Source organism: Caballeronia fortuita (genome assembly GCF_001544835.2).
Classification (GTDB): Bacteria; Pseudomonadota; Gammaproteobacteria; order Burkholderiales; family Burkholderiaceae; genus Caballeronia; species Caballeronia fortuita.
This window is the reverse complement of record NZ_FCNX02000022.1, coordinates 38,240-56,421: the sequence shown is the minus strand read 5'-3', so window position 1 is coordinate 56,421 and position 18,182 is coordinate 38,240. Positions and strand designations below refer to the sequence as shown.

Sequence of the window (18,182 nt, the reverse complement as noted above, 5' to 3'; positions counted from 1 at the left end):
CGAGATTGGTCGCACGGCGCTAGGCGGCAATGGCATTGGCTTCGCGCGTGACTCGGCCGCGAGCCACGTGCGCGTCGTAGAGCGCAACGGCCCCCATGATGGCGACGATCGCACTAAAGCCGCATGCCGCCAGCAAAGCGGCTAATCGCTTTTCGTTGGCAGCGAGTTCCGCAGCGCGCAGTCTTTCTGCTGAGTCCAGGTCACGTCGCTGCGCTGCTAGGGCTGCAGCAAGCGCCGTCTCGTCCCTGAAGCCGTATTTAGACAGCAGCGACGGACGGCCAGCGGCCGGGACGTGTTCCATCGCGTCGGACAAGCCCTGAAGTCGTGCGGCGATGCTTGTATCAACGACGACCTGAACGGCTGAGCGTTCGATCGTGAACTGGCGCGCGACAACGCTGACCGCTCCGGTCATGCCGATGGCTGAGGCACTAAGGAACGCGATGGTCGCAATGTGACTTACTTTCATGGACGTGCTCGAAGGGATTGCACGCACGCGCGTGCACCTCGAAATTCTGATCTCAGCAGGCCAGCGGCGGACCGGCGAAAGGGACCGAAATCGTTGCGCCTTTTGAGGAGCATGCGCGCTTGCGCGTTTTCCGCCAACCGTAGATATATCGCCAACGGCGGGCGGCGGCTGAGGTTATCCCCAAGGTTAGCCACAGAAACTGTGGATAAGGTTTCCTAGCCTGAGCACGAAAGGCACCATGAAAAGATCGCCTTTCGTGTCAGCGGCGGAACCTCGTGCATGTACTGTTGCAGTATCACCCGCGCTTCTAGCGCATCGACGATGCGGCGCCTAGCAAGCTCACCGCGCAATCAATCTCCTTTTTCAACCCGCAGGGGCACGTCCCCTTTGCGGGCGTGCGCCTGCTCATTTCTTGGAGCAACGCATGTACACGCAATTGATCGAGCAGTTCAAGACGGCCCAAGCGGCAGCAGCCGTGGCATATCACGCTGTCGTTCAGGCGGAGCGCGATGTCTTCGCAGACGGGCTGACCGAGTATTCGGCGATGGAAGTGCGCAGCGAATACAAGGTCGAACGCGAGCTCAACACGTTCTGTCGTAGGGTGCTGTCTCGGCTTGTGATGGAGGCAAGCCGCAAGTTCGCGCCCGCCGGCGGCAGAATCGAGATCGACCAGAGTCGCGAACTCGACCGATGCGGTCTCGATATCGAAGAGGATCTGAGGAAAAACAAGATCCCTGACTTGGACGGCTTCTGGCAACACCTCGAGCGAACGTTCGGTGGTGAAGCTGGCGAGCGCGTTGCGTTCGAGCAGGCAGCCAAGGCCATCATCAACGGCTTCTGGCTCAAGCCCGATACCGAGATCAAGCGCACCAGCAGCGCGGTGATTCTCGAAAAGCGCGTCACCTCCCAGTCGTGCTTCCATTCGAAGGGGCAACGCGAGGTCTATTACTCCTCTCAGCAGGCGGTCGCCACAACCTTCGACGGCTTGGCGACCTTCGCGAAGAAGCATCAGTTCGGCGCGCTTGCGATGCAACTGCGCAACTTCAGCGTTCACCGACTGACGTTCTCCACTCGCGAGAAGCTGTCGTTCACGGGGCTGGAGATCGTGCTGTTCAACGACAAATGGCAGTTCAAGTTCGCTCACGACGTGGGCGACGCATTGTCCCTCTTCATTAGTGAGTTTGGGGCTGAGTATCTCGCCTCCCGCGACCGGTACTAAGGCGTCCACCGCTTTCTCCTTTCGACCCGCTTCGGCGGGTCTTTTCTTTTCTAGAGGCAATTCATGCAGAGAGATTTGTTTTCGTTTGAGCGGGACTGGTATGAGCCGTTGCGCGCAATCAGAAGTTTGGGATCGCAGGCGCCGTCGATCGCCCATCAGGGCGAACTGGCAGCGGCACGGCGTCAGCACCTCGGGCAATTCTTCACACCGGACGCCATTGCGGCGTTTATGTGGAGCTTCGTGAGCGGCTGGAAGGTCAATCGGCTTATCCGAATCCTGGATAACTCGGTTGGTTCCGGCCGGCTGCTTCAGTACGCAGACCCGGAACGCCATGCCGTGTACGGCGTCGACGTCCACGCTGACGTGATCCAGCAGTGCCAGAAGGTGTTTGAGGACGTAGGGTTTCATTGCGAGTTCCGGCAAGCCGGTATGGAAGACATCCATCCGGCGCGCTTCGATATCGCACTGATCAATCCGCCGTTCTCAATCCATCTCGAGTCGCCGCATCTGCAGACGCTGGAATGCACGACGTGGGGCCGGTACGGCGCGCGCACCAGCGCGTTGAGTCACAACTACGCCGTGCATCAGGCGCTGGAGGCGGCGAACATCGTCGTCGCGCTCCTGCCGATCACGACCGCCGAGTCGATGATCGCGGGCGAGCAGGGCGACCGCTCGAAGCGCCGCGCGGCTGGCCTGTTCGAACTTCCAGGCGACGCGTTCAAGCTCGAAGGCGCGAACGTGCGCACGGCCGTGGTGGTGTTTGACCGTTATCGCGATCGTCCCTCTGACTTCGTGCGGGCGGTCGTCGACGATCTGGCGAAGCCAGGCCCGGATATCGGGCTGCACTTCGAGGATCGTTCCTTCGGGGAAGCTCGGTTGCGACTGCAGAAGCTCGATGACAGCGTGCCGTTCATCACGCGTGCCGTCACGGGAGACAAGTCAGTCATGGTGTCACACGATGGCCGGCGCATTCGCTTGTCCTTTGCGTGTGGCTTCAACGAAGCGATGGTGCTCAACACCGTTCTCGTGAAGCGCATCTACTCGCGCGACGGCCACCGGCTGCCGCGTGGCTTCCGTTACTCCGGGCAAGGCTTGCTAGATATGGAGACGTATCTGGTGCAAGACGATCCGGTCGCGGCCTTTGGTCAGTTGCTCGATCGAATCGGCAGCGTCGGTGGCAACCCGCAACTCGCGCCCGGCTTCATGGAGCACTTCCGCAGACGCATGCGGCGTAGCGCGCGCCAAGCAATACCGCTGAGGCACGTCGCATGGACGACCGGCGCTGGATCGCGAGATCAGGTGTCGGGCATCGCCAAGGAGACCCACAAGGTCGACGCGACGCGCTGGGCCAGTCCGCTAATCAAAGCGGGCGACGAGGTCCAGTTTGATCGCGAAGCCGACGGGCGGTACCGATACGAGCTGCATGGCGTCTGGTACCACCTGTCTGTTGACGAGCTCAATGCGCGGTTCGCGGTCGAGAACGTCAGCGAGGGGTGGGAAGTGGTGCACGAAGGTCTGTGCGCGCGCTTTCCCGACCAAGCAGCGGCGTTGCGCTCGCGCGTGAAGGCGCTCGGCGTCGATCAGTGGCTCGACTGGGAGTTTCAGGTCGATGATCTAGTTGAAACGCTGTTGAAGCCGACCGGTTGCGTCGTTGCGTGGGAGCAGGGCTGCGGCAAGTCCCGGCTCGCGTTGGCGCTGATCCTCGTCTCCGGTGCGAAGCACGGCCTCATCGTCGTTGAGTCCCGGCTCATCGAGGAGATGTTGAAGGAGATCGGCCAGTTGCCGATCGCGGCCGATCAGGTGAAGGTAATCGAATCGGCGGCGGACCTTGGTGACCTGCGGCAAATCAACCTCATCTCGTATGAGCGCCTGCGTATGCCGGTGGACAAAGCCGCATCTGCGCGCGTGACATATGCGCATCGACTGCGGCGTCGCATCGGCCTGCTGGTGGCCGACGAAGGCGAGCGCCTCGCCAACCCTACGAGCGATCAGAGCCGCGCGCTTTGGCAGCTTTCGGCGCGGCGACGGTTCGTTTTGACGGGAAGTCCCATCCCGAACTAACCGAGAGATGCGTTTGGTCTAATCGCGTTTTCCGGTGGTGACGGAACGGCAGCGCAGCCTTACGGCTACCGCGTCGGCTATCTCGAGCAGAACTGGATCAACTCGGTGGAATACGCGATGCGCGGCGTCGATCGATTCAGGGATGACTTCGTGGTGCTGGAGTGGGTGACGTGGCAGTTCGCGGAGAGCCTGCAGGACGGGGCGAAGCGCGAGGTGCCCAAGATCGGCAACCTGCACCTGTACCGGGCGATGCTCGCGCCACATATCAAGCGTCGGCTGGTCGCCGAGCCTGAGGTGTCGCGCTACATCCAGATCGAGCCGCCGCAGTTTGAGGTGGAAACGGTCGACTGGGATCGCGGGCATCTGGCCGCGTACCTACGCGCCGCTGACGAGTTCGCCGATTGGTATCGCTCATCACGCGATGACAAGAAGGCGTGCAACCTCGTGACGATCCTCGCTCGTATCCGCGCGGTTCACTTCTCTGCCAACTACCCGCAGTTCGGGATGGAGGGCGTGGAGTACATCGGCGGGCTGACGAGCAAGCAACGCGCGATCGTGGCCCGGATGAGAGCGATTGCGGCCGAAGGCAAGCAAGCAATCGTGTTCGCCGAAAACCCGGGCGTGCTCGATCTTCTGGCGCGCGAGCTGGATGCGCATGGGGTGCAGACGGTCCCGTTTCATGGCGAGATCCCGATCAAGCGTCGCGTGGCCGATAAGGACAAGCGCTTCTTGGGCGGACTGGCAACCGGGCTGATGGCCACGAAGGCATCGGGCCGCGCCGGTTACAACCTGCCGAACGCCGACTACATCCTCTTCTACGACCGTTCGTGGACGTGGCGCATCGAGTATCAGGCGATGCGGCGCGCGCTGCGATGGAACCGGAAGGGCGTGTTGAAGGTGCTGTATTTCCACTTGCCGGGCAGCATCGACGAGTATCAGGACCAAATGGTCGCGCACAAGCGTGATGCGACGCAGGCGGGGCTGGACTGGGCAACGCCGGAACTGGAAGACGAGACCTTCTTGCACATGGATTCTCTGCTGGATCGCTTCGTTGATGACCTCGCATTGCTGTCGGCGGAAACGTCCGGTGACATGCGCAAACTTTTGAAGGAGGCAGCGTAAATGCCGAAAGACTCAAACGTGTATGTGGTGGTAGGGGAGGGCGTCGTCACGGTTAAACGTGAAGGCTCCAATCGTGCGGTGCTGGCGAACGTCCTCGGCAAGGTACAAGTTGATGGCGTCGAGGTGCTGTGCCTTGACCGCCTCGTTCATGAAAGCCATGAGCAGCAGTTTGGCGAGTGGACGTTGGCGGGCGCGGTCACAACCTTGCTGTCTCGACCTATGTTGCCCACGACTGGCGCGGCATAAGACGTAGCGACGCCCTTAGGTGGCGCTCGTCTCGATCATTTAGTCACAACCCGGCTTTCGAGCCGGGTTTTTTTTGCCTTCGGCGATCGAGTTGTCGTCGCCCGAGAGTTCGTAACTGGGTTCTCGGAGAAGGGCTGTATGCGACCCTGAAGGGACACTCCCAGAAACCCAATACGGACATTCGCGGGCACCACCGACCGTCGGTCTACGTATGACACAATTGCTTAATTTGCGTTGACGGCGAAATTTTATGGCAAACACCCGGGCAGCGAATAACGGAGTTCAAAGCAGCCCATTGCTGACTGCCTTTCCCGAAGTGCTTTGCTCCGAAGTGACCGTCGTCACGGATTTGATTCGACCCAGCACTGCGACTCATCCCGGGGCGGCTGTCGTTGTTCGAGGCGAATCGCTCAACATCCCGTATCGAATTCACCACGAATCCGATGACACGCTATTCCCTCAACTGAACTCGGCTCAAGCGGCCATCTATGCTTGCGTGCTGACGAGGCATCTTGACGGACATGTGCGCCAGCGCCATATCGGGCGGCTGGCCACTTCACCCGAGCCTTGGATTGCGCCTTTCATTGTGCACCTTTGCGGCGAGTATGTAATTGAAATCCTCGCTGAGATTGAAGCGAACTTGCCATCCATGGATCGATGCGTTTACGGCGCGTTTTTCAGGGAAAACGCAGTTTTCATGAAACGCACGCATGATCGAATGATCAGTTACTGGAATTGCTACTACCGTTGGCTGTACAAGCGAAAACTCGATTACGTTGGTTTCCGGGTATTCGAACGGTTCCACGAATGGTGTGTCTCCTCCTGACGGCCATTGGTGCGTCGACCTTGGTCAACGCGAGCGATTGTGAACAATTCGGATGCTCAAGCCGACTGACCGTTCATGGCCGGGTAAAGCCAACGAACGATCCACCAGAAGTCTGCGAAGAACCTTTCATTCGGCCGGTCCCCGAGACCTAATGACGGTTCGGCCACGCGCCGGGGTGTTTTCGCCATCGTGGGCGCGAGCGTTGGTTGCACCGCGTTATTTGGCCCTTAAAGTTATACGCTCCGTTCGCGGTTTGGCGTCCCCCGGTTCTGCGCCGACTGGCTTTGGGCGCCGGCGTTCTGCCGGCGCATTTTTTCGCTCATGGCATCATGCGGACAGACGCAAATTCGAGCGTCCGTCATGCCACCACAATGCAATGAGTAATCCGCCAAGACCCAGCAGCCGATCCATCGCCTTCACCGTCCCGACGCATTTAGCCGAAGCACTCCAAGAGACCGTTGACGATTTCTTCGCGAGAGCGGCGGGCGGAACGACCCCCGCGCAGCGGGCGGCCGAAATACGCGCGCAGAATCGCGATGCGAGCCTGGATTCGCTTGCGCATCTCCTCGACGTAGCGGAGGGCAACTCTCGACAGGCGCGCGTGGCTGCCCAGTTCCTAGCAGGCCTCTACAACGGCGACGACTTCCCCTTCAGCCTCCCTGACTTTCGCCGACTCGATGACGATTTGCTGGAGCATTGCCTTCAGGTGCTGCGGCTGGACAGGCGGCACGCGACGGAAGTGCAACGCTACTTTCCCAATGGCGAAACGCGCTGGCTGGCGATGATCAGACGATGGGGGCTGTCTGATGAGCCAACGCACACGCCGCTGCCCGACGACGACGTGGTGCATTCCTGTCAGTATGAAAACAAGCTAGACGCGCCGGGCTATCGGGACGTGACCTTGTTCGTCAAAGTCGCGGTTGGCGTCGACGATGTCCGCTCGCTGGGCCTCGCGCTGTCGGCGGCCGACTCCGAGCGGCTAGCTGCGGACCTCGTCGCAGTCCATCGCCTTGCGTGGACACGGGGGAAGCCGTTAGATGCCGACGAGAAAGAAACTCGACCTGCGTGGTTGTGAAAGACGGCATGAATTCGTGAGCTTTCGCGCAGCGTGCCCGCAATTTAAACGCTATCTTTACTCCATCACCCGCGTCATAGACGCATCGACCCCGCGCTGACTTTTGTCAGTCCACGTTGTTCAACCCTTTGGGAACCACTCCCAAAGGGGGCAGGTTCCCTCTCAGGAGCCCTGCCATGCAACAGCAACCTACTCTCGCCCTCAAGCAAATTCAGGTCAGCGTCAATCCCCGCAAGTACTTCGATGCGGCGGAGATGGAAGAGCTGACCGCGTCTGTGCGCGAAAAGGGCGTCATCCAGCCTGTCATCGTGCGCACGCTCGCTGACGGCGGCTTCAGCCTCGTCGCTGGTGGCCGCAGATACAAGGCGGCACTCGCGGCGCACGGCGAAGACTATGAAATTCCGGTCGTCGTTCGAGACATCGATGAGATCGAAGCGAAGCAACTCGCCATCATCGAAAACATCCAGCGAGCCGACATGTCGCCCGCCGAAGAAGCCATTGCCGCAGCCGAGCAAGTCGGGCTGTGCAAAGGCGATCGCGACGAAGTCGCGCGCATCTTCGGCTGGTCGCGTGCGACGCTGGATAAGCGTCTCGCGCTGATGAACTGCAGCACTCCCGTGCTCGATGCGCTCAGCACGCGCCAGATCCTGCTCGGTCACGCCGAGCTGCTGGCTGCGCTTCCCAAAGAGACGCAGGACAAGTTGCTGCCGGTCATCATCAAGGAAGGCAAGGCGGTCGCTGAGGTCAAGAAAACCATCGAACAGGTCGCCTGTTCGTTGGCGGCCGCGATCTTCGACAAGGCCGACTGCGCCGGATGCCCGCACAACTCGTCCACGCAGGGCGAGATGTTCGGCGAGTCCATCGGTACGGGCAACTGCACCAACCGCACCTGCTACAACGAGAAGACCGAAAAGATGCTCGAAGCGACGGCCACCGGCCTGCGCGACGAATATCCGGTCGTGCGCATCGTGCGTGCTGGCGACAACCACACCCGCGTGCAGCTCGCTGTCGACGGTCCGAAGGGCGTCGGTGAAGAGCAGGCGAAGGCGTGTCACGCGTGCCAGAACTACGGCGCGGCGGTGAGCGGCCTGCCTGACTCGATCGGCAAGGTCTATCGCGGCCAGTGCTTTGACACCGTCTGCAACATGAAGAAGGTGGCAGCGCAGTTGCAGGCGGTGAAAGCCGCGACGCAGCCGAAGCCCGAAGCAGCCAAGGCGGGCGCGAAAGCGTCGCCTGCAGCAGCGAAGGGAGCGGCCGGTTCGTCCGCGGCATCGACGACAAGCAATCCGCCGGCGACGGTGGTGGCTGAGTCGGATCGGATCAAAGCGTATCGCGTGGCGTTGTGGCGTAAAGCCCTGCGCCGCGAGGTGCGAGCCGATCCCGAGTTGGCTCAGCGATACCTCGTTGCGATCGCACTGTCCGACCAGATGCGCTGCGTCGATCAGAAGACGCTGTCTGGCATCTGGGAAAAGCTCACGCAAGAGCAGATCGCGGCTGGCGACGTCTCGAAAGCGGCTGCGGCATCGACCGCTGCCGACGACGCGCAAATCGCTCATGCCGTAACCGGCGTGACGGTCGCTGCAATTCAAGGCCTTGACGTCCAGCACCTCACGCGTCTGTGTAAGCACCATCACCTCGATCTCGCGAAGCACTGGAAGCTCTGCAAGGAGTTTCTGGAGTTGATCACGAAGTCGGAAATGATGGTGGTCGCTGACGAGTTGGGCATTCGTGCCGCGCTCGGCGACAACTTCAAGAAAGTCTTCGGCAAGTCCAAGTCCGAGGTCATCGACGCGCTTTTGGCGGTCGAAGGCTTCGACTACGCGGGCAAGATCCCGAAGGTGCTCAAGTTCTAACGCGCGGCTCGCCCGTGCATCGATCGTGATTGACATCCCTTTATAGACCGCCTCCGCGCGGTCTTTTTATATTCCTCAGGAGTTTTTCATGTTTGCAGCTATTGAACCGCTTCTGCGTCACTGCACGAAGCTCACGTTGTCCTTGCAGATGAAGGGCGACGAGATGGTTGTCTGCGTTATGCCGCAAGGCACGGCAAAAGACGCCGCCATGCTTCAGCCGCTCGCGCTCACCGCGATGGCGGCTGAACTCGACGCGGGCTTCGTCGACGCGCTCGCGGCCTATACGGGCGCGCACGCGTCGCTCGCCGAGCAGGTTGCTGCGACCACCGCCATCCTCGAAGCCGCCAAGACGACGCAAGTCTCCAAAGCGACCAAGACGCTGGCTAAGGGCGGAAGCAAGCCGGCATTGCCGGCGCCTGGAAGATCGAGCACCGACGCGGACAACGATGATGACGATGGAAGTGCCGATGCTGAAGGGCAGAGCACCGCCCCGAACGCATCGCCCGCATCGGAAGCATCGGCGGAACCGGCTAGCACCGGGACCAACCTCGCATCGCTTTTCGACTAAGGAGCAGACATGGCTATCCAAGTTGCGAAGCTCACGCGCGAGTTCGTCTACAACGGCGTGACGTTCCCCGATCCGGGGCCGACCTTCTCGCCCGACGATGTCCGCGATCTCTACTCCGCGCAGTATCCGGAGCTGACGACCGCGGCGATCGACGGACCGACGACGGAAGGCGATGTGATGCGCTTCACGTTCGTGCGAGCAGCCGGTGCCAAGGGTGCGGTTATGCCCTGCAGCGTCCATGCGTAAGCGCGACCTCCTCAAAGCCCTGTCCGATCCGGACTTGGCTCTTTCTCATCAGCAACCGCCCGGAAGGGCGGTTTTTTTTCATGACAAGGAGATCGAGCAATGTACTTCGATCCTCGCCCGTCTGGTGCAGAAGTCGCTGTCTCGGGAGAGTCTTGGCAATCGCGATGCGCTCCCGTTGCCCGACGTCGACCTCCCAATGATTTTCTAAGCCTGCCGGCCATCGGCTCGGACGTCAAAACGCGCGCAGTGATGCGTTGGCAAGCCGAAAAGGATGTCGCCGGTCTCATCTCCGCCCAGTTCAACTCGCGCGTGCTGAGGCCGCGCGACGTACCGGAGTTCAAAGGCGCGGGGGACGCGCTTGCCCACGGGTTCTTTGCGTGGGCCAAGCGTCATACGCCGCGTCTGGACTGCCTCGGTTTCGACTTCGTACTGTGCGACGTACAGGCGGTGCAAGACGTTGTCCAGTATCAGGAGGACAGCAGCGACTTCAATCCCACCTCGCCCGTGTATCTCGGCATCGAGATAACGGAGGAGAGCATCTTCGAGATCGGCAGGCGTGCCGCCGAACTTCGCAATGTTCATCCGCGGTTAGTGTCTACGGCGATGGTGCTGATCAATCGAGCAGCGGGACGCACGATGTGGATCCGGACGCCGGACGAGTTCCTTGGGGAATTTGCCTCGTGGTTTTGGGACGGCGACTCGAACGCAACCGATGAGGACGCGCGCGAGATGCTGACGGACCGGTTCGGCGATGACGAGGCGGAGATCGAGCATTACCTCCCTTCCGTTGTACGTCCGCAGCTTTGTCCCGACGACATGGACGTCTACCGGTGGCATTCGAAAAGCCTAAGCCATCGACCGCTACATGCTCTTGGCGTGGCTGCGCTCAGGCGGCTTCAGCGCTTTACCTCCGGGCGCACGCGGCGCATCTGTGCTGAGCTCGAACAGCTCTCGCTCATGCTGCAGCGGGTGGGCAATCGCGACCTCTTTGGTTGCGAGTATCGGCCCCGCTGCGCGTATGCGGCCGCCACGCTCACCGTGCAGAACGACGGGCGTGTGGGTGAAGTACTCGATTCGCACTACGAGTACCTCGCCAGCGCCGGCGACGGCACGACCTACCTCGGCTTTACGCCGCTTGCCTCTACGCCTGACGCCATCCGTAAGCAGTACGCGGACTGGTCGCAGGGCTTATCCATTCTTGGCCAACTCGACCGCGTCATCGCGTGTCTCGCGGCATAACTAGGAGTTTTATATGAAAGGGCTTGATATTGGCTCCGACCGCGTCGACGAGCTCGCGGCGACCAGCGCCATCTTGCTGTACGGCCGTCATCAAGATCGCAGCGCAGTCTACGGCACCGTTCATCCGGTGACGCAGGGTAAGAGCGGCCGGGCGACGATTGGAGCCGGAAGGCCGATCGACCGCATGGCGCTTGTTGATTGCCTGCGTGAGCTGGCCCAGAACGCGGCGCCGAAGGCGGAATTTTTGCCTGAGACGGTGCTCGCGGTGTCGCAAGAGGCGGTGATGTGGTGGTGCAGACCGGCGATGCGAAGAGTGTTCTTCGACTGTCAGGAGATCGGGCGGCGCAGTGCGGTCGTCCCGCATCCGGGGTTGGTGTTCCGTGCAGCTTCGAGCGGCTTTTCCGTGTTCGCGCTGCAGGATGACAGCCGGCCAACGCCTGAATCGAAGCTGCACGAACCGCCTTACTTTAACACCTGGGACTGGGGACGGATCTGCATCGGCTCGGCGCATGTGCCTAAGCGCATCGACATCGAGGCGATCGGCGGATGGGAGGACGGATTCTTCGAATCTGCCTTCACACACCCGAACCACGGCAACAAACGTGTTTCGCATGCAAACGGCGAATTCGCTTTCTGGAAGGAAATGCTCGACGGCAAGTACGGCGAGCAATTCCCGAAAGACGCGCTCGTCCCTATGGACCTTACCCTCGCTGAGCTGATCGCCGGCAAACAAGGAGTTCGATGATGAATGCTGGTGCTTTGAATCCTGCCGATGCCGCGCTTCAGCGCTCATTCCCGACTGTCATGGTGCCCCGGCGTGAGCCGGTCGCGCCAATGCAGGCGGCTGGTGAGCGGCTGCTGATGGGCGAGAACGGTGTCTTCCTAGAAATCGATCTGCCGTGGCTCTCGGTCGTTCGCCGCATTGCGCACTACACGGTCCCGACCGCGATCCCCTACGGGAAAGTAGCCGAATCGACCGAGTTGCGCTGTGGTGCGGTGCCGCCCGAGTTGATTGGCGAGTTCGTTGCAATGGCGCGCGCCGCGCATCCGCTGGAGACCGGTGCCTGGATCGTCTGGAATGTGGAGACGAAACGGTTCCGTCTGGCGCCTGTGAAGGTGCTGTCGCAGGGCACCGGTTCGCTGAAGTATGAGCGGCCGGAGCTTCTCGCGAGCGAACTACGCGTGATCGACTGCCACTCGCATGGCGCGCATCCCGCGTACTTCTCGCCGACAGACAACGAAGATGACCGACACGAGACGAAGTTCGCCTTCGTCCTCGGCAACTGCGCATCGTCGGTGCCAAGTATGGCGATGCGGCTGTGCGCCAAAGGCATCTTCGAGAACGTCGAGCGCGTGCCGAGCAGTTGGTACGCGGCGGCTCGCGCTGAGGAGGTTGCATGAACGGGACTATCCGACATCAACTACCTTCGCGGATGCTCGAGCGAAGCTGGAATGTGGTCGTTGTAGGCGCGGGCGGCACCGGAAGTGCGGTGCTCCCGAGCTTGGCGCGGCTGCATCACGCGATGCTCGAACTGGGCCACCCCGGCGGCATCGACTGCACCGTGTTCGATGACGACACCGTCAGTCCGACCAACGTCGGCCGTCAGGGCTTCTATCCGAACGACGTGGGCGAGTACAAAGCCTCGCTTATCGTCAACCGGCTAAACGCACTGATGGGCACGAACTGGCGGGCGGAAACCCGGCGCTTCGGGCCAGGCGAGCCGCTCTACAACGTCGATCTCGTGATCGGCTGCGTCGATACGCGGGCCGCGCGGGCCGCAATTGTTGGTGCCGCCCAGCACACGGGGGCGTACTACCTCGACTGCGGCAACGACACGGATCGCGGGCAAATTGTTATCGGTCAGGTCTGTGGCAAGAGCTACGCGCTGAAACATCCTGAACGGCTGCCGCATGTGGGCGAGTTGTTTCCGGAACTGATCGACGCGAAGCTCGATGCGAAAGACGAGACCCCGTCCTGTTCGATGGCCGAGGCGCTGCGCAAGCAGTCGCTGGTCATCAATCAGGCCATCGCGGTCCAAGCGTTCAACATGCTCTGGACCATGCTTCGAACCGGCGCGGTGCCGTTCTCGGGCGTGTTTGTGAACCTCGCAACGGGGCGCACGAATCCGATCCCGTTGGATGCGACCGCTTGGGCGCGCTTTGGGTACGAAGTCCCGAAGCCGCCTGTGAAGAAAGCGACAAAGAGCCGAAAGGCTAAGCTCGCTGCGTAAGCAGTCGCTTTTCCATCACTGCCGACCTCCGCAAGGGGTCGGCTTTTTTTCGTGCTCAACGGGCACGACAACCTCACAGGAGTATTCGAATGTCGGAAGACATTGATATCGTAGTTTCGGCACCGCTCAAAGTGGCAACGGCGTTGTGGCAAGAGCGCTGGTGGTGCTGTGCGGCCTTTGTTGTCGCAACGGCCGCCTATACGCTCCCGCCGGCGGGCTACCTCGGCATGGCCGTCAGGTTCGCCTACGAGCACTTGTTGCACGACGCATCGGGCGTTGGCCGAATCATGGCCGGGGTCCTTGGCGTTCTGGTGGCTTCGCTCGCATGGCAGCTCGCCTGTCAGCGAGACCGCGCCCGCCCGGGACTCTTCGCCCGTGCGTGCGATTGGGTCGTCAACCGCTTCCTGATGTCGCACATTGCGCGCGGCGTCGCGGTGGTTATCGGCGCGAGCGTCGCGTTCGGCGCACATGGCGCTGTATTCGGCGCGGCATTCGGCGTCTGGCTCGGCCTTGTCATGTGCTGCATGCAGTGCCTGACCGCCTTCTCGGTTATGCCGCGTCTGCGCTAACAGCATTAGCCGCTCCCCCGTGGAGCGGTTCTCTTTTTACCTCAGCGGGTACGCAGCCCGTTGGGGCTGCTCCGCGTACCAATGGAGCAAGACATGGGTTCTTCGATTTTGACGGGCAAGCGCGCAGGCGCAATGCAGAAGGCCGACGGCGAGTGGATCTACGCGTTGTTCGAGCGCGGCTATGAGTCGAACGTCTATCCGCACACCGACCGCTGGTCGGCAGTGGCACTGGGCAACTATGCGCAGGTCATGCGCCGCATCTTCTCGCACGCGACCAGTTGCGAAGGCGGGATGCTACGCAGCCGCAATGGATCGATACGGCCTGAAAACTACATTGCGAGTTGGAGAAGTGAACTCGCCAAGCCCACGCTGCTTCTGGACCGGGCGGTCGATCTGTCGGTTGGCTCCTCGTGCTACTCGGCGGTGCCTGAGTCGCAGTTGGACGATGTCCGGCTGTCGCTGATCCGGGCGGGCTTCGAGTCTCGCATCGAAGAGTTGGTTGGGGGCAGCTTGAGCGTTTCGCTGCACGCGGACATCGACCTGTTGCTCTCGATCTACGGGAACAGCGGGCCGCTCAGCGTTTGGCGAGTGCTGAAGGAATACGACTGTGGGACCGCACGTATCGAAGTGCCGGTGCCGCCCACAACGAAGACGGCGATGGAGCGGATGCCCGAGGTGCGGTGTCATTCCATCGACCAGCACAATGTGTTGGTTGCAATGGGCGCCGCGCCGTTGCGTCACGCTGGCTGGCAATACAGCGCGGTCGGCTCCTTCATCACTGAAGTCGCGTATCCGGTGGAAATGGAAACGCCGGGGTTCGCGAAGAAGGCAATCCCTGCGTTCCGCGACGCCTTGAGCAACGCTGCGCAAGTGCCTGTGGCGACGCGCATCACCGTGACGCGCGCGCCCGAGGGCACCGAAGAGTGGCGGGTTCGCCGCGCTGACGAGCTTGAAGGAACGCTCAGGCTCGTGGCGGAGGGCGCATGCGCTCCGGCTGTCTTCAGCTTCACGTTCGGCGACTTGCTCAATCGCGAAGACACGGACCGGCTGCTATACGGTCTCGGTTCTTTTGGCGATGCGCAACTTCAGTGGGAAGTCCCCGTGGCGCGTGAAGGCGCCGCGCCGGATCCCGCGTTTTTTGCGGCGGACGTTCAGCTTTCGCTGTGTCTCGCCTAGTGCTGTTTTAATCAACGCCACGCTCCCGGTTTCCGGGGCGTGGCTTTTTTTTTCGCCCGCTAGAAGGCGAAGCTCGCTTGTGCCGGGACTGACGCGACTGCGGGTGCCGTGGCATCTGCGTCTTCAACTGAGGCCGCGCCTTGCCGCTGTGCGAGTAGTTCGTCGTAACGGCGCATAACGTCGGCCGCGCTGGTGTAGCCGACCTCGATGCCCACTGTCTGGGCGACGCGGCGGCGCACGCTCGCGAGTAATTCCGCTTCGTCGGGCGTCGGGCGTGCGGTCGGCCACCCCGACGAGAAGAGCAGGTGCGCAGGGATCTCCGCCTCGATGGTTTGGCGCTCTATGGCGGCAGCCTTCGCACGCGCCAAGTCGGCGGCCAGTTCAGGCGGCAGAAGATGGGGTGCGACGTCGGCCAGCCACCGTTGCCCTTGGAAGGCGAACGTCGAGTCGGCTTCCAGGCGCACCATCTCACGGTAGACATCGTGGTTGTCGGTGCAGCTTGCCGCGGCTCGCAGGTCGTCGAGGGAACTCATGATGCAGTAGGCGCATGAGACGCGCGACGCGCCATACACCGTGTATGCCTCATGCAGCGCAAGTCCGGCCGCAGCGATCTCGGTGAAGACCTCGTCCACGGTCCATTCGATGATCGCATTCCACGTCACACCGGTGCGCCCCTTGGTCGACAGGGGAGCGAGCGGGGCCGCGACAGCCATCTTGCTGCGAGCACTGCTTTCCTGACGTCGAACACCGGTGATACTGACGATGTTGTGGGTCGGGAAGCGCTTGTTCAGCGCGGAATTAATTAGGTTTCCTTTCAACTCTGAGGTGCAGAAGCGCATGGACGGCGTGCTCCACGGCAGGATCAGCCGCACGCAGGAGAGATCGCGATAGCGCTCGACGTTGTTCGACCAGCGCTTCTCCCATCTGGCGAGCATGTCACCGGCTTGCCGTTGCAACGTGAGCAGTTCCCAGCCCAGATGGGCGGCAAGCCGCTCGCACGCCGGACCGCTGTCCTTCCATTCAACACGGCCGAGATCGGAATGAACGAGGACTCGCGGACCGTTGTGGCCGGTGGCGTCCAGATAGCGCGCAACCGCGAGCGCGCAGGCGACGCTGTCCTTGCCGCCGCTCACGCCTATAGCGACGACAGCGTCCGTTGTGAGCAGCGCCGCCACCTCCGGGGTAAGTGCGACGTCGCGGGCACGCGCTGGAGCGTAGGCGTTTGAACGGGTGCGAAGCGAGGACAGGTCGATGGTCTGGAGCATGGTCGAAGAAGAATCGGGGTAGATGATTCATCTTCGCAGCTACAGCGAAAAGTCAAGCTGGGCGGGCTTCCGCGACGAGCTGCCCGAAAAAAAGCCCGCGTCGCGGCGAACGACAGCGGGCGACTGGATGTGATCTACAACAGCGCGCGTCCACAGCCAAGAGGACACGCAGTAGTAGCTTAGTTGCTAAGCTCCGATGCGCAAGAAAAAGCCGCGCATGAGAGAGAAAAGTGATCTGTCCAACAGTCGGTTTTTATTTGTCAGTCTATATTGACCCTACCCGCTAATAAGGGTGCTGAGAGACCAGACAATACAAAACAAGAAAAAACTGAGGCCATCCTGGGGGCATCCCTGGGTGGCCTTTTCTTCGCCCTGCAAATTGGCGGCTATCAACGTCTCTTTGTACCGTGCGCTTTTGTCAGAGCGCCCTGCATTTGCTTCGCTTCCCGTCGTTGGGACGGTGTTTATTCCGAATCGCGACGTTTTTAGCGTCCTTTTCAACGCATCGGCTACGGTATCGCTGGCTAGAATGGCGTCTCTCTCAGGTTCGTCGACGGCCCTCGGATTTGCGACGGACTTTCAAGCGCCGCTTCAGTAATGGAGCAGGCGCTTTTTTTTCGTCCCGGCTTCGTGCTGCCGGCCCCGCTCCGGAGGATTCGTCGCGCGGAAAGTCACCGTCCGAAAGCTGTCCGTCTCGGTGTTGGAGCGAAAGGCATAGCGATTTGTTGAGCTTTCCGACTTCTACTGCGCGATTGACTTCGTAGACTGGCCCCATTCCCCGCGCTTTTGCGCATCGACCTACCCCTCCAGCGTGCTGGAGGACCAGCTTCTCTCCAGCCGTCTATGACGGCAATCTTCTGGCGACCCTCGTTGGTCGCCTTTTTTCGTCCCGTTGGGAGCCTCTCCCTCCGGGAGACAGCTCCCATTATTTTTTTGGAGTTGTCTATGTCTCGCAATCTCGCACCTGTCGTCAAAGTTTCCCGCAAGAGCGGTTTCATGGCGAATCAGCGTGTGGTCGGTCAGGACGTCGAGGCCAGCCCGCCGCAGCTTTACACCGGACGTATTCATTCGGTGTGGAGCGACGGCACGGCAATGGTGGATTGGGACTATTCGCTCAACCATCAAGCCGAACGGCATCTGGTGCAAAGCGGTCGTGTCAGACTGCATCACCTCAGCCATACCGCCTCGTAGGTCTTCGTAAACGACGCGTCCAGTGCGGTTCGCTGGACGCCGTTTCTTCAGGTCCAAATCTTTCCTTGATGGGAGCCTCCCATCAAGGGCGGCTCCTATCTTTTTCAGGAGTTGCCCATGTTTCCGATCCTCAAACACGCTCTCAGTAGCCTCGCCTGGTACGCCAAGCAGGACGCCGAGGCCTGGAAGATGCTGTCGTTTCTCGTTGCCGTGGCGTACGTCTCGACGGCAATCGCCTCGGTCACCCACTGACTCACGCAGCTTGACGCTGCGTATTTCCCGTTTCTCTTCCCTTTGGGGCAAACCAGCCCCTTCGGGAATGGATTGCCTCACATTCAATCGAGGTGATCCATGATCAAGTTTTTCTGTTCCGTGATGCTTCTTTCGGTTCTCACTGGCTGCGCCACGGCGGACTTCGGCTCGCCGGATACCTACCAGCGCTACGACATTCAACGCATCGGCCAGTTCGAGCAGGCAACCATCCTGCGCGTGCGTCCGATCACCATCGAGAGCAATTCTGGCTCGTCGGGCATTGCATCGATCGTCAGCGCAGCAGCAGGTGCCTTCCTGGGCTCGCAAGTCATCGGCAACGGTAGCGGCCGCTATATTGCCGGCGCGCTTTCCGGCTCCGTGTCCGGGTTGGTCGCTCAGCGCGTAAGCGCCGCTATGTCTCGTCACAGCGGTGTCGAAGTTTTCCTTCGTCGCGCAAACGGTCAGACCGTGGTCGTTACACAGGTCGACGATCAGCAGTTTGCTGTTGGTCAGCAGGTGTTTCTCGTCTCGAATGGGTCCGGCTACCGGATCACCCACTAACTGGCGGCAACGCCTC

General features: G+C 61.2%; 21 protein-coding genes. 19 read left to right on the top strand and 2 right to left on the bottom strand.

The annotated features are described in order from the left end of the window. Positions 1-19 precede the first annotated feature (19 nt). Entirely contained in the window at positions 20-466 is a 447-nt protein-coding gene (locus AWB77_RS30825) for a hypothetical protein (RefSeq protein ID WP_061138272.1), read from the bottom strand. A 424-nt stretch (positions 467-890) separates the two neighbouring features. Between AWB77_RS30825 and AWB77_RS30820 the strand changes: the two genes are divergently transcribed. The 16 genes from AWB77_RS30820 to AWB77_RS30750 all read left to right on the top strand — a co-directional run bounded on the left by AWB77_RS30820 (position 891) and on the right by AWB77_RS30750 (position 14,897). Beyond that, a complete protein-coding gene (locus tag AWB77_RS30820; RefSeq protein ID WP_061138271.1) occupies positions 891-1,685 on the top strand; it encodes a hypothetical protein in 795 nt (264 codons plus the stop codon). A gap of 63 nt (positions 1,686-1,748) precedes the next feature. Then, the gene (locus AWB77_RS37370; protein WP_341845020.1) at positions 1,749-3,746 is read left to right on the top strand and encodes an SNF2-related protein; all 1,998 of its coding nucleotides are present in this window, start codon (positions 1,749-1,751) and stop codon (positions 3,744-3,746) included. Positions 3,747-3,851: 105 nt separating this feature from the next. Continuing rightward, a complete protein-coding gene (locus AWB77_RS37365; protein WP_341845019.1) occupies positions 3,852-4,868 on the top strand; it encodes a helicase-related protein in 1,017 nt (338 codons plus the stop codon). Beyond that, entirely contained in the window at positions 4,869-5,114 is a 246-nt protein-coding gene (locus tag AWB77_RS30810) for a hypothetical protein (RefSeq protein ID WP_061138270.1), read from the top strand. It begins immediately after the preceding gene. A gap of 250 nt (positions 5,115-5,364) precedes the next feature. Continuing rightward, positions 5,365-5,940, top strand: coding sequence for a hypothetical protein (locus AWB77_RS30805; protein ID WP_063936588.1), 576 nt, complete (start codon positions 5,365-5,367; stop codon positions 5,938-5,940). A gap of 376 nt (positions 5,941-6,316) precedes the next feature. Next, positions 6,317-7,015 (top strand): DUF7673 family protein, encoded by a 699-nt coding sequence (locus AWB77_RS30800; RefSeq protein WP_063936587.1) that lies wholly within the window; start codon positions 6,317-6,319, stop codon positions 7,013-7,015. Between the two features lie 176 nt (positions 7,016-7,191). Next, positions 7,192-8,868 (top strand): PRTRC system ParB family protein, encoded by a 1,677-nt coding sequence (locus AWB77_RS30795; protein ID WP_061138269.1) that lies wholly within the window; start codon positions 7,192-7,194, stop codon positions 8,866-8,868. 88 nt (positions 8,869-8,956) lie between these two features. Next, complete coding sequence (locus tag AWB77_RS30790) at positions 8,957-9,436, top strand: PRTRC system protein E (RefSeq protein WP_061138268.1); 480 nt, start codon at positions 8,957-8,959, stop codon at positions 9,434-9,436. 9 nt (positions 9,437-9,445) lie between these two features. After that, the gene (locus tag AWB77_RS30785) at positions 9,446-9,682 is read left to right on the top strand and encodes a PRTRC system protein C (RefSeq protein WP_061138267.1); all 237 of its coding nucleotides are present in this window, start codon (positions 9,446-9,448) and stop codon (positions 9,680-9,682) included. Further along, positions 9,675-9,890, top strand: a complete 216-nt coding sequence (locus AWB77_RS37105) for a hypothetical protein (RefSeq protein WP_061138266.1) — start codon at positions 9,675-9,677, stop codon at positions 9,888-9,890. Before AWB77_RS30785 ends, AWB77_RS37105 begins: the two co-directional genes overlap by 8 nt. A gap of 41 nt (positions 9,891-9,931) precedes the next feature. Further along, a complete protein-coding gene (locus tag AWB77_RS30775; RefSeq protein WP_061138265.1) occupies positions 9,932-10,921 on the top strand; it encodes a PRTRC system protein F in 990 nt (329 codons plus the stop codon). A gap of 13 nt (positions 10,922-10,934) precedes the next feature. After that, complete coding sequence (locus AWB77_RS30770; protein WP_061138264.1) at positions 10,935-11,666, top strand: PRTRC system protein B; 732 nt, start codon at positions 10,935-10,937, stop codon at positions 11,664-11,666. Continuing rightward, the gene (locus AWB77_RS30765; protein WP_082852792.1) at positions 11,666-12,322 is read left to right on the top strand and encodes a PRTRC system protein A; all 657 of its coding nucleotides are present in this window, start codon (positions 11,666-11,668) and stop codon (positions 12,320-12,322) included. The genes AWB77_RS30770 and AWB77_RS30765 overlap by 1 nt, the downstream gene beginning before the upstream one ends. Next, positions 12,319-13,152, top strand: coding sequence for a PRTRC system ThiF family protein (locus tag AWB77_RS30760; RefSeq protein ID WP_061138263.1), 834 nt, complete (start codon positions 12,319-12,321; stop codon positions 13,150-13,152). Before AWB77_RS30765 ends, AWB77_RS30760 begins: the two co-directional genes overlap by 4 nt. An 89-nt stretch (positions 13,153-13,241) precedes the next feature. After that, positions 13,242-13,721 (top strand): hypothetical protein, encoded by a 480-nt coding sequence (locus AWB77_RS30755; protein WP_061138262.1) that lies wholly within the window; start codon positions 13,242-13,244, stop codon positions 13,719-13,721. A gap of 81 nt (positions 13,722-13,802) precedes the next feature. Further along, positions 13,803-14,897 (top strand): hypothetical protein, encoded by a 1,095-nt coding sequence (locus AWB77_RS30750; RefSeq protein WP_157694953.1) that lies wholly within the window; start codon positions 13,803-13,805, stop codon positions 14,895-14,897. Positions 14,898-14,956: 59 nt separating this feature from the next. Here AWB77_RS30750 and AWB77_RS30745 read toward each other — a convergent pair whose 3' ends face one another. Continuing rightward, the gene (locus AWB77_RS30745) at positions 14,957-16,162 is read right to left on the bottom strand and encodes an adenine nucleotide alpha hydrolase family protein (RefSeq protein WP_061138260.1); all 1,206 of its coding nucleotides are present in this window, start codon (positions 16,160-16,162) and stop codon (positions 14,957-14,959) included. A gap of 945 nt (positions 16,163-17,107) precedes the next feature. On the opposite strand from AWB77_RS30745, the gene AWB77_RS30740 reads away from it, so the two are divergent. The 3 genes from AWB77_RS30740 to AWB77_RS30735 all read left to right on the top strand — a co-directional run bounded on the left by AWB77_RS30740 (position 17,108) and on the right by AWB77_RS30735 (position 18,166). Beyond that, a complete protein-coding gene (locus AWB77_RS30740; protein ID WP_157694952.1) occupies positions 17,108-17,353 on the top strand; it encodes a hypothetical protein in 246 nt (81 codons plus the stop codon). Between the two features lie 117 nt (positions 17,354-17,470). Next, entirely contained in the window at positions 17,471-17,605 is a 135-nt protein-coding gene (locus AWB77_RS37255; RefSeq protein ID WP_279616200.1) for a hypothetical protein, read from the top strand. 99 nt (positions 17,606-17,704) lie between these two features. Next, the gene (locus AWB77_RS30735; RefSeq protein ID WP_061138258.1) at positions 17,705-18,166 is read left to right on the top strand and encodes an outer membrane lipoprotein; all 462 of its coding nucleotides are present in this window, start codon (positions 17,705-17,707) and stop codon (positions 18,164-18,166) included. Positions 18,167-18,182: the final 16 nt, after the last annotated feature.